Below are 16,542 nucleotides of genomic sequence, written 5' to 3'. Positions count from 1 at the left end.
CGCCCGGTGCTCCGAGTTGCGTCCGGGCGCTCACTCCGGGTCCCCCAGCCAGCCGGTCTGCACCAGCGGGATGCCCCGCTGCCGGGAGGCGAAGAAGCCCCGGCCCGCCGGCATCGGACGCATCCGCACGCCGAGCACTTCTCCTTCGGACGGGTCGCCGGAGAGCAGCAGGCCCTGCGCGCCGAGTTCCGTCATGCGCTGCATGAAGGGTTCGTAGGCGGCGCGGCTGGCTCCCGCGCTGTTGCGGGCGATGATGAAGCGGACGCCCACGTCCCGGGCGAACGGAAGGTGCTCGGTGAGCCTTGCCAGCGGGTTTCCGCTCGACGTGGACACCAGGTCGTAGTCGTCGACCACGACGTAGACGTTCGGGCCCTGCCACCAGCTGCGGTCGCGCAGCTGCTGGGCCGTCACGTCGGCGGACGGTGTGCGGCGCTGCATCAGGTCGGCGAGCGCGTCGACGTGGTGCTCCATGTTGTTGGACATGGGGACGTACTCGGCCAGGTGGGTGGCGGGAGTGACGTCCAGCAGCGCACGCCGGTTGTCGATGACGAAGAACTTGGCGGCGTTGCCGTCCTCCCTCTCCGTGATCTGCTTGATGAGGAGCCGCAGCAGGTTCGACTTACCGGACTCGCTCTCACCGAACACGAGGAAGAACGGGTCGCGGTCGAAGTTGACGTAGACCGGTGCCAGGTTGTCCTCGTCGATGGCGAACGCCACCCCGCGCCGGGCCTCGGCGAATCCCGGCGGAAGGCTCTGTGCCGGCAGTTCGCGGGGCAGCAGACGGACCTTGGGGGCCGTGGGGCCGGTCCAGTGGCGGTTGACCTCCTGGCCCATCGCGGCCGTCGCCTCGGACAGGTCGCTGTCTGAGTTGATGCCGTCGATGCGCGGTACGGCGGCCATGAAGTGGAGCTTCTCCGGAGTCAGACCACGACCGGGCACGCCCGAGGGCACGTTGACGGCGATCTTGCGGTCCACCTCGGAGTCCATGGCGTCACCGAGGCGCAGCTCGAGCCGGTTCATCAGGTGGTCCTTGAGGTTGGAGCGGACCTCCATCGAACGCGACGCGGTGAGGATCACATGGATGCCGTAGCCGAGGCCGCGCGCGGCCATGTCGACCACGGCCTGCTCGAGGGCTTCGTAGTCCGAGCGGAAGTTGCCCCAGCCGTCGACGACCAGGAACACGTCGCCGTGGGGCTGGTCCTCGAGCGAGATCTCGCCCCGCGCACGCAAGCGGCGGTACGTCGCGATCGAGTCGATGCCGGCGCTGCGGAAGTACTCCTCGCGGCGCGCCATGATGCCGTACACCTCGGCGACGGTGCGCCGTACGCGCTCGGGGTCCAGGCGGGAAGCCACCCCACCCACGTGTGGCAGTCCGGCGATCGACGACAGTCCGCCACCACCGAAGTCCAGGCCGTAGAACTGGACTTCGTACGGTGTGTGGGTCAGGGCGAACGCGGCGACGAGCGTGCGCAGCAGGGTGGATTTGCCCGACTGCGGGCCGCCGATGATCTGCATGTGACCGGCGGCTCCTGAGAAGTCCCGGCTCAGCGTGTCCCGGCGCTGCTCGAACGGCTTGTCGACGACGCCCAAGGGTACGACGAGTCGTCCCGCGCCCGGATAGCCGGGCTGCGTCAGCCCGCGGCCCTCCACACCGCTGAGCCCGGGGAGGAGTTCGTCCAGCGACGGCGGGTTGTCCAGCGGCGGCAGCCACACCTGGTGGGCCTCCGCGCCGCGGCCTTCGAGCCGGCGGACGATCACGTCCAGGACGGTGTCCGCCAGCGCGTCGTCCTCGGCCCGGCGGGCGTCGGGGACCCGCGTCCGTGAGGTCGGCTCGATGTAGCGCACCGGCACCGGTGCGGCGGTGAACGGCACCGGCCGGCGGTCGACCGGGAGCGAGCCTCCGGAGTCCGCGCCGCGGGCGCCCGAGCGGTACACCCCGGAGACGTAGGCCGCCTTGAAACGCACCATCTCGTCGGTGCCGTACTTCAGGAAGCCGGAACCGGGGACGTTGGGAAGGGTGTACGCGTCCGGCACGCCGATCGCGGCGCGTGATTCCGCCGCGGAGAACGTGCGCAGACCGACCCGGTACGAGAGATACGTCTCCAGGCCGCGCAGCCGGCCTTCCTCGAGACGCTGCGAGGCGAGCAGCAGGTGGACGCCGAGCGAACGGCCGATGCGCCCGATCTGCACGAACATCTCGATGAAGTCCGGCTTGGCGGTGAGGAGTTCGCTGAACTCGTCGATGACGAGGACGAGCGACGGGATGGGCTGCAGTGCGGCGCCCGCGGCCCGTGCCTTCTCGTAGTCGTGGATGTTGGCGTAGTTGCCGGCGTCGCGCAGCATCTCCTGCCGCCGGTTCAGCTCGCCACGGATCGAGTCACCCATGCGGTCGACCAGCGTCAGATCGTCCGCGAGGTTGGTGATCACCGCGGCGACGTGCGGCATCTGGGACATGCCGGCGAAGGTCGCACCGCCCTTGAAGTCCGCGAGAACGAAGTTGAGGGTCTCCGAGGAGTGCGTGACGGCAAGGCCCAGGACGAGGGTGCGCAGCAGTTCGGACTTGCCGGAACCGGTGGCGCCGACGCACAGCCCGTGCGGGCCCATGCCTTCCTGCGCCGCCTCCTTGAGGTCCAGCATGACCGGCGCGCCGTCCTCGCCGACACCGATCGGGACGCGGAGCCGCTCCGACTGGGAGCGGGGGCGCCAGGTGCGGGTGACGTCGACGGAAGCGGCGTCGCCCAGATTCAGCAGGTCGGTGAACTCGAGGTTGGCGAGCAGCGGTTCGTCGTCGTCCCCGCCCATGGCCACGCGCAGCGGGGCGAGCTGCCGGGCGAGTGCTTCGGCTGCTTCGAGACTCAGCCGGTCGGGGGAGCCGTCGTACACGAGGCCGTGCCCGGACTCCAGTTGCAGGGAGTCGGGCTGGACGGTGACGGACAGGCCGCCGCGGGCCCCGGTGAGTTCGCCGGGCACGACCTCGATGAGGGTCACGCCCTGGAGCCCTTCGGCGGCGGCGAGCGCCGACATGGGCGGTACGGACTGGCCGTCGAGCACGACGACGACGTGAGGCTGGTCCAGAAGCGGGTGGTTGCCGCCGTGGAACCGCGGGCGGCCCTCGAGATGCGACGCGAGCATGTCCTGCAGGTCGCGGGAGTCGGTGGTGATGTAGCGCCGGCTTCCCGCGCCGTCCCCGGGACCCGGGGCCTGGACGTGGGGGAGCCACTTCGCCCACTCCCACTGGGAGGCCTCTCCCTGGCCGCAGGCGATGGCGATGACGAGGTCTTCGGGGGAGTGCAGCGAGACGAGTGAGCCGATCATCGCCCGCGCGGTCGCCCGTACGGACTCCGCGTCGCCGCTGACCGTCAAGTGGTAGAAGGCGCGCAGCGACACGGCCATGGGCAGGCCGTCGAGGGTGCTGTGGGCCGTCAGGAACTGCTGCATCGCGCCCGCCGTGAGCGGTTCCAGGTCGTCGACCGGCGCGGTGTCCGCGGGGACGAGCGGGGTGGCGAGCTGCTGGCTGCCGAGACCGATGCGGACCTGGGCGAAGTCGGCGTCGGCCACGCGGCGCTCCCACACCCGGCTGCCCTCGGCGACCAGGGCCCACAGTTGCTCGGGGGACGGGTGCAGATAGAACTGGGCGTCCCGCTGGAGATGTGCGGTCCGCAGCACGGTACGCCGGGTCTGGGTGAGGTACTTGAGGTAGTCGCGCCGCAGGTCCGCCAGCTGCCCCTGGGTGCCGCGTCGGTAGCGGACCAGCATGGCGATCGCCATCGCGACCGTCGACGCGATCATCACCATGCCCATGATCCGCATGATGGGATTCGGAGTCATGAAGAAGAAGACGACAGATCCGCCCATACCGAGCATCGGCAGCAGCTGCATCAGCGCTCCCTCCTGCTGCCCTCGCGGCAACTCGGGAGGGGGTTGCAGTTGCACCTGCTCGCTGGGTACTTCGGACGGCAGGGCCCGTGGTGGGCGCTTGACGACGATCTGACTCACAGCTCACCAATTCCCTTGCCGGACGGAAATGTTCCTATCGGCGCCCCCGTGGCGACGGGTTCCATCCGCGGGGAGGATCCTACTTGCGTAGGGGGTGACGGGTGGGCGGTAGGGTGGCGCGAGGCGTTTGCGTAACGATGAACTACCGCAAAAAAAGGGTCATTCGGAGCGCAATGCCAGTGCCTGCGGTCCGACTGCCTGGCCTACGATCCGTACGATCCACCTCCCAGGCCCAGGATCGACGAGAACCACGAGGGGAAGCAGCAGGTGAGTATGACGGCCCCAGCCGCCGCCACCGGAACCGGCCAGCCCGCTCCCGCGACTGTGTCCGGCGGCGGAACCGGCTTCTGCCGTGTCACGGTCGTCGCGCCGGACGGTCGCGTCGACGTGGCGTTGCCCGAGGACATTCCCGTCGCCGATCTCTACCCGGAGATCCTGCGTCTGTCCGGACAGGGCCCCGCCCCCGGTGCCCCCGTCGGGTACCACCTCGTGCGTCGCGACGGAAGCGTGCTGGAAGGGTCGCGTTCGCTGGCCGCCCAGCGCATCCTCGACGGCGAGCTGCTGTCCCTGCGGCCCTTCTCCGAGTCGCTGCCGCCGGCGGTCTTCGACGACGTCTCGGACGCCGTGGCGTCCGCCGTCGCCCGCGACCGGACGCTGTGGAGCGACGGACTGATGCGGGCTTCCGGCCTGCTCGGCGGTTCCGTACTGCTGGTGCTGCTGGCGTTCGTGCTGTGGACGTCCGACCCGCTCCACGACATGCACGGGCTGCCCGGGATCCTCGCCGGTGTCGCCGGCGTGCTGCTGCTGGCACTCGCCGGCGTGCGGGCCCGGGTCTACGACGACCGGGGCTCGGCCGTCGCCCTCGGTGCCGGCGCCATGGCGAACGCCGCTGTCGCCGGGTCGGGTCTCCTGTCCCTCGCGGACGGGCAGGGCATCGGAAGGCTGCAGTTCCTGCTGGCCTGCGCGGCCGTTCTGGTCGTCTCGGTGATCCTCACGATCGTGTCCCCTGGTGGCGACGGTCCCTTCGTCGCCTTCGTCTTCGCGTCCACCGTCGGACTGCTGGTGACCTTCGTCGCGATCATGACGGGCATGACCCCCAGCGAGACCGCCGCCGTGTGCGCCCCGCTCGCCGTGGGCTCCCTCGCGTTCCTGCCGGGTCTCTCGACCCGCTTCGCCCGGCTGCCCATCGGTTTCGAGCCGCCCCGCACGGCGGGCGGCGACTACGGGAACGACCCCGCGACGACCCAGGGTCCCGTCGACGCGCGGCGCATCGCCGCCCAGGCCCGGCGCGGCCACGAGCTGCTCCTCGGCCTCGTCGGCGGCTGCGCCCTGGTGGCCGTCGGTTCCGCGGCCGTGCTGGGCTTCTCGGACAGCGTCTGGGCCCAGCTGCTGGCCCTGGCCACCGGCGTCGCCATGCTGATGCGGGCCCATCTCTTCCGCTACACGACCCAGGTCGGCTGCGCCCTCGCGGCCGGGCTCGGCGCGCTGGTGCTGCTGGGGCTGGGGCTCGCGCTGAACCCGCCGACGGCCCTGTTCGTCGACGCCCTGAAGGGCGACTCCACGGCACTGGACATCCGTACGGTGTGGCTCAGCGCCGCGATCGCCGGGATCGCCGCGCTGATCGTCGCCATCGGGCTGATCGTGCCGCGCAAGGGGGTCACCCCGTTCTGGGGCCGTTTCCTGGAGATCGCGGAGACCTTCGTCCTGCTGACGCTCGTGCCCCTGTGCCTCGCCGTGTTCGACGTCTACCACTCCATCCGTGCGCTGACGTCTTAAGCGGGCTGGTACGCTGTGTAACGGCCGTTTGTGTACGCGTCCCCGGATCATCTGGGGACAGCGCCCATCGGACCTCCGCCTCCGAGTCACGGAAGCTCCCCTGAGACAAAGACCAGGGGCACTCGCGGGCGCACAGAACACCATGAGGAGTACCGAGTGTCTCTCGACGCCGCTACGAAGAAGCAGCTCATCAGCGAGTTCGGCACCAAGGAGGGCGACACCGGCTCCCCCGAGGTCCAGGTCGCGATGCTCTCCCGCCGCATCTCGGACCTGACCGAGCACCTCAAGACGCACAAGCACGACCACCACTCCCGTCGTGGTCTGCTGATCCTGGTCGGCCAGCGCCGCCGCCTGCTGCAGTACCTGGCCAAGAAGGACATCCAGCGCTTCCGTACGCTGGTGGACCGGCTCGGTATCCGCCGCGGTGCTGCCGGCGGTGCCAAGTAAGACGCCGTGAAGGGAGCGGTTCCCACTCTTAGGGGGCCGCTCCCTTTGCTGTACGTGCGCGATGTGTCGGACGCCAATTAGTCTGGTCGCACGACGCAATCCCACGAGCGAGAAGCCGCCTGCTCGCCGCCGGTCCTCGGTAGTGGCCCCCGGACATCATCCCGGGTGCTTCGATCGAAGACCGGCCCGCACCCAAGGCGCTTCTCCTCCACCACCGTCCCCGGCCACACGGGCCGACGGACGAAAAGACGAACACGTAGGAGAAACCCATAGTGGAGAACGAGACCCACTACGCCGAGGCCGTCATCGACAACGGTTCCTTCGGCACCCGCACCATCCGCTTCGAGACGGGCCGCCTGGCCAAGCAGGCCGCCGGTTCCGCCGTGGCGTACCTGGACGACGACACCATGGTGCTGTCGGCCACCACCGCTTCGAAGAAGCCCAAGGACCAGCTCGACTTCTTCCCCCTCACGGTGGACGTCGAGGAGCGGATGTACGCAGCCGGCAAGATCCCCGGCTCCTTCTTCCGCCGTGAGGGCCGGCCCTCCGAGGACGCGATCCTCACCTGCCGCCTGATCGACCGCCCGCTGCGCCCCTCCTTCAAGAAGGGCCTGCGCAACGAGATCCAGATCGTCGAGACGATCATGGCTCTCAACCCCGACCACCTGTACGACGTGGTCGCGATCAACGCCGCCTCCTGCTCCACGCAGCTGGCCGGCCTGCCCTTCTCCGGCCCGATCGGCGGCACCCGTGTCGCCCTGATCAAGGGCCAGTGGGTCGCGTTCCCGACGCACACCGAGCTCGAGGACGCCGTCTTCGACATGGTGGTCGCCGGCCGCGTCCTCGAGGACGGCGACGTCGCGATCATGATGGTCGAGGCCGAGGCCACCGAGAAGACGATCGAGCTCGTCAAGGGCGGCGCCGAGGCGCCGACCGAGGAGGTCGTCGCCGCGGGTCTCGAGGCCGCGAAGCCCTTCATCAAGGTCCTCTGCAAGGCGCAGTCGGACCTCGCCGCCAAGGCTGCCAAGCCCACCGGCGAGTTCCAGGTCTTCCTCGACTACCAGGACGACGTCCTGGAGGCGCTGACCGCCGCCGTCAAGAGCGAGCTCGCCCAGGCGCTGACCATCGCCGGCAAGCAGGAGCGCGAGACCGAGCTCGACCGCATCAAGGAGCTCGCCGCCGAGAAGCTCCTCCCGGCCTTCGAAGGCCGCGAGAAGGAGATCTCGGGCGCCTACCGCGCGCTGACCAAGAAGCTGGTCCGCGAGCGGATCATCAAGGACAAGGTCCGCATCGACGGCCGTGGCATCACGGACATCCGTACGCTCGCGGCCGAGGTCGAGGCGATCCCGCGGGTGCACGGCTCCGCGCTGTTCGAGCGTGGCGAGACCCAGATCCTGGGCGTCACCACCCTGAACATGCTCCGCATGGAGCAGCAGCTGGACACCCTCTCCCCGGTGACCCGCAAGCGCTACATGCACAACTACAACTTCCCGCCGTACTCCGTCGGTGAGACCGGCCGCGTGGGCTCGCCCAAGCGCCGCGAGATCGGCCACGGAGCGCTCGCCGAGCGCGCCATCGTGCCGGTGCTGCCGACGCGCGAGGAGTTCCCCTACGCGATCCGCCAGGTCTCCGAGGCGCTGGGCTCCAACGGCTCGACGTCCATGGGCTCGGTCTGCGCCTCCACCATGTCGCTGCTGAACGCCGGTGTGCCGCTCAAGGCCCCCGTCGCCGGTATCGCCATGGGCCTGATCTCCGAGCAGATCGACGGCGAGACGCACTACGTCGCCCTCACCGACATCCTCGGTGCGGAGGACGCCTTCGGCGACATGGACTTCAAGGTCGCCGGCACCAAGACCTTCGTCACCGCGCTTCAGCTCGACACCAAGCTCGACGGCATCCCCGCCTCGGTCCTGGCCGCCGCGCTGAAGCAGGCCCGTGACGCGCGTCTGCACATCCTCGACGTGATGAACGAGGCGATCGACGTTCCGGACGAGATGTCCCCGAACGCGCCGCGCATCATCACCGTCAAGATCCCGGTGGACAAGATCGGTGAGGTCATCGGCCCCAAGGGCAAGATGATCAACCAGATCCAGGAGGACACCGGCGCCGACATCACGATCGAGGACGACGGCACCATCTACATCGGTGCCGCCGACGGCCCGGCCGCCGAGGCCGCCCGTGCCACGATCAACGGCATCGCCAACCCGACCATGCCGGAGGTCGGCGAGCGTTACCTGGGCACCGTCGTGAAGACGACGACCTTCGGTGCGTTCGTGTCCCTGCTCCCGGGCAAGGACGGCCTGCTGCACATCTCGCAGATCCGCAAGCTCGCCGGTGGCAAGCGCGTGGAGAACGTCGAGGACGTGCTCGCCGTGGGCTCCAAGGTCCAGGTCGAGATCGCCGAGATCGACTCGCGCGGCAAGCTCTCCCTCATCCCCGTGGTCGAGGGCGAAGAGGGCGACGAGACGAAGGACGACGCTGCCCAGTGACGTCCCGTAGTTCACAGGCGACGGCCCGCACCTCCTCGGAGGCGCGGGCCGTCGCCCGTACCCAAACACTCCTCAAGGGCAAGGACGGCATCGGCACCGTCCGGCGCACCACCCTCCCCGGTGGTCTGCGCGTCGTCACCGAGACGCTGCCCTCCGTACGGTCCGCCACCTTCGGTATCTGGGCGAACGTCGGCTCACGCGACGAGACGCCCTCCCTCGGCGGCGCGACGCACTATCTCGAGCACCTCCTGTTCAAGGGCACCCGCAAGCGGTCCGCCCTCGACATCTCCGCCGCGATCGACGCGGTCGGCGGCGAGATGAACGCCTTCACGGCCAAGGAGTACACCTGCTACTACGCGCGGGTGCTCGACACCGATCTGCCGCTCGCCATCGACGTGGTCTGTGACATGCTCACCGGCTCGCTGATCCTTCAGGACGACGTCGACGCGGAGCGCGGCGTCATCCTCGAAGAGATCGCGATGACCGAGGACGACCCCGGCGACTGCGTCCACGATCTGTTCGCGCACACCATGTTCGGTGACACGCCCCTGGGCCGCCCGGTGCTCGGCACCGTCGACACCGTGAACGCCCTGACCGCGGACCGTGTGCGGCGCTTCTACAAGAAGCACTACGACCCGACGCACCTCGTCGTCGCGGCCGCGGGCAACATCGACCACGCCACGGTCGTACGCCACGTCCGCCGCGCCTTCGACAAGGCCGGCGCACTGTCCCGTACGGACGCCGTACCCACGCCGCCCCGCGACGGCAGCCGCGCGCTGCGCACCGCGGGCAAGGTCGACGTGATCAGCCGCAGGACGGAGCAGGCGCACGTCGTGCTCGGCATGCCGGGCCTCGCCCGTACCGACGAGCGGCGCTGGGCCCTCGGCGTCCTGAACACGGCGCTCGGCGGCGGCATGTCGTCCCGCCTCTTCCAGGAGGTCAGGGAGAAGCGCGGCCTCGCCTACAGCGTGTACTCGTACACGTCCGGCTTCGCCGACACCGGCCTGTTCGGCGTGTACGCCGGCTGCCGGCCCAGCCAGGTCCACGACGTGCTCAAGATCTGCCGCGACGAGCTCGACCGGGTCGCCTCCGACGGCCTGCCCGACGAGGAGATCGAGCGCGCCATCGGGCAGCTCTCCGGCTCCACGGTCCTCGGCCTGGAGGACACCGGCGCACTGATGAACCGCATCGGCAAGAGCGAGCTGTGCTGGGGCTCCCAGATGTCGGTCGACGAGATGCTGGCCCGGATATCGGCCGTCACCCCCGACGAGGTGCGCGCGGTGGCCGGAGAGGTGCTCGGACAGCGCCCGTCGCTGTCGGTCATCGGCCCGCTCAAGGACAAGCAGGCGGACCGCCTCCACGAAGCGGTCTCCTAGGAACGAGGGAAGTTAGCGATGAGCAAGCTGCGCGTGGCCGTCCTGGGCGCCAAGGGCCGTATCGGCTCGGAAGCCGTACGCGCCGTCGAGGCCGCGGAGGACATGGAACTGGTGGCGGCCCTCGGCCGCGGCGACAAGCTGGAGACCCTCGTGGACTCCGGCACCCAGGTCGTCGTCGAGCTGACCACCCCGGCCTCCGTGATGGGCAACCTGGACTTCTGTGTACGCCACGGCATGCACGCGGTCGTCGGCACCACCGGCTGGACCGACGACCGCCTGGCGCAGCTGAACACGTCGCTCGCCGCCTCCCCGGAGACCGGCGTGCTCATCGCGCCCAACTTCTCCATCGGCGCGGTCCTCACCATGAAGTTCGCCCAGCAGGCCGCTCGCTACTACGAGTCGGTCGAGGTCGTCGAGCTGCACCACCCGAACAAGGCCGACGCCCCGTCCGGCACCGCCACCCGCACGGCCCAGCTCATCGCCGCGGCCCGCGCCGAGGCGGGCTGCGCGCCGCAGCCCGACGCCACGGTCACCGCCCTCGAGGGCGCGCGGGGCGCGGACGTCGACGGCATCCCCGTGCACGCCATCCGGCTTCGCGGGCTCCTGGCCCACCAGGAAGTGCTGCTCGGCGGCGAGGGCGAGACCCTGACCATCCGTCATGACTCCCTGCACCACAGCAGTTTCATGCCCGGCATCCTGCTCGGCGTCCGCCGTGTGGTGTCCGCTCCCGGCCTCACGTTCGGCCTGGAGAACTTCCTCGACCTCGGCTGAAGCGGACCATGCGCGCAAAGATCACGTACTTCGTCACGGCTGCCGTCCTGGTGGTCTACTTCGTCCTCGTCGGCAGCCGGGGCGTGATGCTGCTGAAGCAGGGCACCGCGCTGACCGTCACCTTCGGTGTGGCGGTGCTGATCCTGCCGGTGATCGGCGTCTGGTTCCTGTGGATGAACACCCGTTTCGTCAACCGCGCAAACCAGCTGGCCGCCGAGCTGGAGGCGGAGGGCGGGCTGCCCGTCGACGAGCTGGTCCGCACGCCCGGCGGACGCATCGACCGTGACTCCGCGGACGCCGTGTTCGCCAAGCGGCGCGCGGAGACGGAGGACTCGCCCGGCGACTGGCGCTGCTGGTTCCGGCTGGCCGTCGCCTATCACGACGCCCGTGACACACCGCGGGCCCGCCGCGCGATGCAGCGCGCGATCGCGCTGCACGACGGCAGGCCCGTCCCGAACTGAATCCGGCGCCGACAGGGGCGGCGGGGAAGTGGAGGGTCAGCCGGCCCGGTACTCCGCGCCCCACGCCTCCACGGTGTCCGCCGCGCGGTCGAAGGCTTCCGTCCGTGACAGGAAGTCGGCGTTGTGGTCGGTGAGCAGCGTGAGCGGCTCCCCGCCCGGGCGGGCGGCCACGAGCGCCTGGCCCTGCACCGTACGGGGCAGGCCCAGCCAGCGCACCGGCTGCTGCACGGTGCGCAGTTCCGAGGTACGGCGCCACGGGACGGTGGTCGTCGCGAAGAAGGCCACGCGCCGCAGGCCGTGCCGGCTGACCCAGACCCCCATGCGCAGCAGCCGCAGCGCGGCCGCGATCATCGCGAGGCCGAGCACGAAGCACGCCCCGGCGCCCGACGCGGCCCCCGCGAAGGCGATGATCACGCCCGCGATCAGCACGAACGAGGCGAGCAGCAGCAGCAGGGCCGCGGCCCCGACCCGCCATGGGCCGGGTCGGTACGGACGCCGCCACTGGTCGTGATCGTCGAAAGGCAGCGCGACGTCGTCCTCTTGCGTGTCAAAAGCACGGTCGGCCGTCAGAAAGGGCAGGGGCACGACTGATCCTCACTCACCAGCACACTCGGTTGGGCTGTGCCCGGTGAGGCTACCGAGGCCGCCGGGCGCCGACCACCCCAGGGGGCCGTGGGGGCCGTTCCGTGCCGCCCGGCGGCGACGGCCTCAGCGGCTCTGGGACGCTTCGGACTTCTTGGGATGCGAGGGCGTGCTGCCGGCGTCCAGCGCCGGCAGCCCGAAGAGCAGCGACCCCACCAGGCCGGCCACGACGGTCAGCCCGACAAGAACCCGTCCCGCGAGCTCTGAGCGGCTGGGGCGGACGGGGGGAGGGGGAGTGACGTTACTGCGGAAGGCATCGGCCTCGGCGACGAACGCGAAGGGGACGGCCTCTCGCCGGGGGGCACCGCCCAGCGATGGCTGGGGGAGGGACATCAGGGACTCTCCTGTAACTCGTGACGGAACGGCTGCGCGGTTGAACACCGCTACTCGTACAGACGAGCGCAGACGTCATTCGGTGCCCGAATTCCCCGAATTGACCAAAGGACACCTCGAACGGCGGCATGGTCGGCGCTGTCGGTGCCGCGCCGTAGAGTGGGCGCCGCCCGAGCGATGCAGATGGAAGGACCCGCCGGTGAGTGAGACCCCCGCAGAGATGGCCGAGCCCAGTTTCCGAAGCGACGTGACCGTCGAGTTGGTGAAGCACACCGCCGGAGACTCCGACGTGCTGTGGGCCGCCCGTGTCTCCACCGCGGGCGAGCAGTCCCTCGAGGAGCTCTCGAAGGACCCGGAGCGCTCCAAGGGCCTGATCAACTACCTGATGCGGGACCGCCACGGAAGCCCGTTCGAGCACAACTCGATGACGTTCTTCATCAGCGCCCCGATCTTCGTCTTCCGTGAGTTCATGCGGCACCGGGTGGGCTGGTCGTACAACGAGGAGTCAGGTCGCTACCGCCAGCTCGAGCCGGTCTTCTACGTCCCGGGCGAGGACCGGAAGCTCGTCCAGCAAGGGCGCCCAGGCAAGTACGAGTTCGTCCAGGGCGACCCGAAGCAGCACCAGGTGGTGACCGAGGCCATGGAGGACTCGTACCGAAGGTCGTACGAGCACTACATCGCGATGCTCGACGCCGGCGTCGCCCGCGAGGTGGCCCGGGCCGTTCTGCCGGTCGGTATGTACTCCTCGATGTACGCGACGTGCAACGCCCGCTCGCTGATGCACTTCCTCGGCCTGCGCACCCAGCACGAGCTGGCGAAGGTCCCGTCCTTCCCACAGCGTGAGATCGAAATGGTCGGCGAGAAGATGGAAGAGCACTGGGCGAAGCTCATGCCGCTCACATACGCCGCATTCAACGCCAATGGACGCATCGCACCGTAGTAGGGCACACATGTACGGCGGGCCCGGACGAGGTGTCCGTATTGCGGCGTTTCGAGAAGTTCATCTAGGCTGATCAAACGGACCCGGCACTGCTTGAACCCCCGAGCAGGCAGTGCCGGGCTCCGCATGCCACGTCGTACGTCACGGCCCCCAAGGGGGCATCCGGCGATGAGCAGCGAGTAGCGTGTTACCCATGGCTCCGATCTCCACTCCGCAGACCCCCTTCGGGCGGGTCCTCACCGCCATGGTCACGCCCTTCACGGCGGACGGCGCACTTGATCTCGCGGGCGCCCAGCAGCTGGCGGCCCATCTGGTGGACGCAGGCAACGACGGCCTGGTCGTCAACGGCACCACCGGCGAGTCGCCCACCACCAGCGACGCGGAGAAAGACCAGCTCGTAAGGGCAGTACTGGAAGCGGTCGGAGACCGGGCCCATGTCGTCGCCGGTATCGGCACCAACGACACCCGCCACAGCATCGAGCTCGCCCGCGCCGCCGAGCGCGCCGGCGCGCACGGCCTGCTCGCCGTCACGCCGTACTACAACAAGCCCCCGCAGGAGGGCCTGCTCCGCCACTTCACGGCCATCGCGGACGCGACCGCGCTGCCCGTGATCCTGTACGACATCCCCGGCCGTAGCGGCGTGCCCATCGACACGGAGACGATCGTCCGTCTCTCCGAGCACCCGCGGATCGTCGCCAACAAGGACGCCAAGGGCGACCTCGGCCGCGCCAGCTGGGCCATCGCCCGCAGCGGCCTCGCCTGGTACTCGGGCGACGACATGCTCAACCTGCCGCTGCTCTCCGTCGGCGCCTGCGGCTTCGTCTCCGTCGTGGGCCACGTCGTCACCCCCGAGCTGCGTGCGCTGCTCGACGCCCACCGCGGCGGTGACGTCCAGAAGGCGACGGAGATCCACCAGAAGCTGCTGCCGGTGTTCACCGGCATGTTCCGCACCCAGGGCGTCATCACGACCAAGGCGGCACTGACCCTCCAGGGCCTGCCCGCCGGTCCGCTCCGGCTTCCCCTCGTCGAGCTCTCGCCGGAAGAAACCGCGCAGCTCAAGGTCGACCTGGCAGCCGGCGGGGTAGAGCTCTGAACAGACTTCACAACTGAATAGACGCATCCCGGCCGACGAGACCGAGACGGGCCGACCCGCAGCGGTCGGCCGACGGACCCGGCTGGACCACAGACAACAGCAAGTGCACGAATGTCATGTACGCCACGTGCCCCCGCGGCAGGTGGCGTACATGGTGAGGAGAGTCTTTTGAGTCATCCGCATCCTGAACTCGGCGCGCCGCCCAAGCTGCCGAAGGGCGGCCTGCGCGTCACCCCGCTCGGCGGTCTCGGTGAGATCGGCCGCAACATGACCGTCTTCGAATACGGCGGACGGCTGCTCATCGTCGACTGCGGTGTCCTCTTCCCCGAGGAGGAGCAGCCCGGCATCGACCTGATCCTGCCGGACTTCACCACCCTCAGGGACCGCCTCGACGACATCGACGGCATCGTGCTCACGCACGGCCACGAGGACCACATCGGCGGTGTCCCGTTCCTGCTCCGGCTGAAGCCGGACATCCCGCTGATCGGCTCCAAGCTGACCCTCGCGCTGATCGAGGCCAAGCTCCAGGAGCACCGCATCCGCCCCTACACCCTCGAGGTGACCGAGGGGCATCGCGAGCGCATCGGCCCCTTCGACTGCGAGTTCATCGCGGTCAACCACTCCATCCCGGACGCCCTGGCGGTCGCCATCCGCACCCCCGCGGGCATGGTCGTCCACACCGGTGACTTCAAGATGGACCAGCTTCCGCTGGACCGGCGCCTCACCGACCTGCACGCCTTCGCGCGGCTGAGCGAGGAGGGCATCGACCTCCTGCTCTCCGACTCGACGAACGCCGAGGTCCCGGGATTCGTCCCGCCCGAGCGCGACATCTCGAACGTCCTGCGCACGGTCTTCGCCAACGCGCAGAAGCGCATCATCGTGGCCAGCTTCGCCAGCCACGTCCACCGCATCCAGCAGATCCTCGACGCCGCACACGAGTACGGCAGGCGCGTGGCCTTCGTCGGCCGTTCGATGGTCCGGAACATGGGCATTGCCCGGGACCTCGGGTATCTGCGGGTCCCGGCCGGCCTGGTCGTGGACGTGAAGACGCTCGACGATCTTCCCGACCACCAGGTGGTGCTCGTCTGCACCGGCTCCCAGGGGGAGCCGATGGCCGCTCTCTCCCGGATGGCCAACCGCGATCACCAGATCCGCATCGTCCAGGGTGACACGGTCATTTTGGCCTCGTCCCTGATCCCGGGGAACGAGAACGCGGTGTACCGCGTGATCAACGGCCTGACCCGCTGGGGCGCGAACGTCGTCCACAAGGGCAACGCCAAGGTCCATGTCTCAGGCCACGCGTCGGCCGGTGAGCTGCTGTACTTCTACAACATCTGCAAGCCGAAGAACCTGATGCCGGTCCACGGCGAATGGCGCCACCTGCGCGCCAACGCGGAGCTCGGCGCCCTGACCGGTGTCCCCAAGGACCGGATCGTGATCGCCGAGGACGGCGTGGTCGTCGACCTGATCGACGGCAAGGCCACGATCGTCGGCAAGGTCCAGGCCGGCTATGTGTACGTCGACGGTCTTTCCGTCGGAGATGTCACGGAGCCCGCGCTCAAGGACCGCCGCATCCTCGGTGAGGAAGGCATCATCTCGGTCTTCCTCGTCGTCGACAGCACGACGGGCAAGGTCGTGGGCGGACCGAACATCCACGCGCGGGGCTCGGGCATCGAGGACTCGACCTTCTCGGCGGTCATGCCGAAGATCGAGGACGCGATCGCCAAGGCGGCCTCCGACGGCGTCGCCGAGCCGCACCAGTTGCAGCAACTCGTGCGTCGCACGGTGGGCAAGTGGGTCTCCGACACCTACCGCCGGCGTCCGATGATCCTCCCGGTCGTCGTCGAGGTCTGACGCCTCCGACGCCACCAACTCCGGAGCGGAGCCCCCGATTTGCATCGGGGCGCTCCGCTCCAGTACGTTTACGTCTCCGCCCGAACGGGAACCCCGCACACTCATGCGTGCTGTGTGGTGCCCGCAGGGGGCGGGGAATTCCGACTCAGAACTTCTGATAAAGTCGGAGTCGCCGGAAAGGGAAACGCGAAAGCGGAGAACTGAAAGGCAAAACCCGCCGGCCGGGAATCGGACACGAAAGAGTCTGATAGAGTCGGAAACGCAAGACTGAAGGGAAGCGCCCGGAGGAAAGCCCCAGAAAATGTTCTGCGGGTGAGTACAAAGGAAGCGTCCGTTCCTTGAGAACTCAACAGTGTGCCAAAAA

The 16,542-nt window shown here is 69.2% G+C and carries 12 protein-coding genes; 9 read left to right on the top strand and 3 right to left on the bottom strand.

Features of this window, described 5'->3' with window-relative positions:
* Positions 1-30: 30 nt before the first annotated feature.
* Positions 31-3,996 carry a type VII secretion protein EccCa gene (gene eccCa / locus AB0K36_RS28965; RefSeq protein WP_364599953.1) on the bottom strand — a complete coding sequence of 1,322 codons (3,966 nt, stop codon included), beginning with the start codon at positions 3,994-3,996 and terminating at the stop codon, positions 31-33.
* Between the two features lie 273 nt (positions 3,997-4,269).
* Between eccCa and eccD the strand changes: the two genes are divergently transcribed.
* From eccD to AB0K36_RS28935, 6 genes are all read left to right on the top strand, one after another.
* A complete protein-coding gene (gene eccD, locus AB0K36_RS28960) occupies positions 4,270-5,772 on the top strand; it encodes a type VII secretion integral membrane protein EccD (RefSeq protein ID WP_364599951.1) in 1,503 nt (500 codons plus the stop codon).
* Positions 5,773-5,928: 156 nt separating this feature from the next.
* A complete protein-coding gene (gene rpsO / locus AB0K36_RS28955; protein WP_205373205.1) occupies positions 5,929-6,219 on the top strand; it encodes a 30S ribosomal protein S15 in 291 nt (96 codons plus the stop codon).
* A gap of 272 nt (positions 6,220-6,491) precedes the next feature.
* Entirely contained in the window at positions 6,492-8,708 is a 2,217-nt protein-coding gene (locus AB0K36_RS28950) for a polyribonucleotide nucleotidyltransferase (protein WP_364599949.1), read from the top strand.
* On the top strand, positions 8,705-10,084 hold the full coding sequence (locus AB0K36_RS28945) for a M16 family metallopeptidase (protein WP_364599947.1): 1,380 nt from the start codon (positions 8,705-8,707) through the stop codon (positions 10,082-10,084). The genes AB0K36_RS28950 and AB0K36_RS28945 overlap by 4 nt, the downstream gene beginning before the upstream one ends.
* Positions 10,085-10,102: 18 nt before the next feature.
* Complete coding sequence (gene dapB, locus AB0K36_RS28940) at positions 10,103-10,855, top strand: 4-hydroxy-tetrahydrodipicolinate reductase (protein ID WP_189473290.1); 753 nt, start codon at positions 10,103-10,105, stop codon at positions 10,853-10,855.
* An 8-nt stretch (positions 10,856-10,863) separates the two neighbouring features.
* Positions 10,864-11,316, top strand: coding sequence for a tetratricopeptide repeat protein (locus AB0K36_RS28935; protein WP_005311182.1), 453 nt, complete (start codon positions 10,864-10,866; stop codon positions 11,314-11,316).
* A gap of 36 nt (positions 11,317-11,352) precedes the next feature.
* On the opposite strand, the gene AB0K36_RS28930 is transcribed toward AB0K36_RS28935, so the two are convergent.
* Both AB0K36_RS28930 and AB0K36_RS28925 read right to left on the bottom strand, forming a co-directional pair.
* Positions 11,353-11,901, bottom strand: a complete 549-nt coding sequence (locus tag AB0K36_RS28930) for an SCO5741 family PH domain-containing membrane protein (RefSeq protein ID WP_364599945.1) — start codon at positions 11,899-11,901, stop codon at positions 11,353-11,355.
* A gap of 123 nt (positions 11,902-12,024) precedes the next feature.
* Positions 12,025-12,291: a hypothetical protein gene (locus AB0K36_RS28925; protein ID WP_364599943.1), complete on the bottom strand. Its 267-nt coding sequence runs from the start codon at positions 12,289-12,291 to the stop codon at positions 12,025-12,027.
* A gap of 199 nt (positions 12,292-12,490) precedes the next feature.
* Here AB0K36_RS28925 and thyX point away from each other — a divergent pair, with 199 nt between their 5' ends.
* The 3 genes from thyX to AB0K36_RS28910 all read left to right on the top strand — a co-directional run bounded on the left by thyX (position 12,491) and on the right by AB0K36_RS28910 (position 16,178).
* A complete protein-coding gene (thyX, locus tag AB0K36_RS28920; RefSeq protein ID WP_364599941.1) occupies positions 12,491-13,231 on the top strand; it encodes an FAD-dependent thymidylate synthase in 741 nt (246 codons plus the stop codon).
* A 193-nt stretch (positions 13,232-13,424) separates the two neighbouring features.
* Positions 13,425-14,324 carry a 4-hydroxy-tetrahydrodipicolinate synthase gene (dapA, locus tag AB0K36_RS28915; RefSeq protein WP_189473285.1) on the top strand — a complete coding sequence of 300 codons (900 nt, stop codon included), beginning with the start codon at positions 13,425-13,427 and terminating at the stop codon, positions 14,322-14,324.
* 168 nt (positions 14,325-14,492) lie between these two features.
* Entirely contained in the window at positions 14,493-16,178 is a 1,686-nt protein-coding gene (locus AB0K36_RS28910; protein ID WP_364599939.1) for a ribonuclease J, read from the top strand.
* Positions 16,179-16,542 lie beyond the last annotated feature (364 nt).

The sequence above is a fragment of the Streptomyces kurssanovii genome (assembly GCF_040677245.1).
Classification (GTDB): Bacteria; Actinomycetota; Actinomycetes; order Streptomycetales; family Streptomycetaceae; genus Streptomyces; species Streptomyces kurssanovii.
The sequence above is the reverse complement of the archived record's forward strand: the minus strand, read 5'-3'. Positions and strand labels throughout refer to the sequence as shown.

Bases quoted from the DNA above. Each gene is read 5' to 3' on its own strand.
- eccD (WP_364599951.1), top strand. From the start codon at position 4,270: ATGACGGCCCCAGCCGCCGCCACCGGAACCGGCCAGCCCGCTCCCGCG.
- dapB (WP_189473290.1), top strand. From the start codon at position 10,103: ATGAGCAAGCTGCGCGTGGCCGTCCTGGGCGCCAAGGGCCGTATCGGC.
- AB0K36_RS28935 (WP_005311182.1), top strand. From the start codon at position 10,864: ATGCGCGCAAAGATCACGTACTTCGTCACGGCTGCCGTCCTGGTGGTC.
- AB0K36_RS28925 (WP_364599943.1), bottom strand. From the start codon at position 12,291: ATGTCCCTCCCCCAGCCATCGCTGGGCGGTGCCCCCCGGCGAGAGGCC.
- dapA (WP_189473285.1), top strand. From the start codon at position 13,425: ATGGCTCCGATCTCCACTCCGCAGACCCCCTTCGGGCGGGTCCTCACC.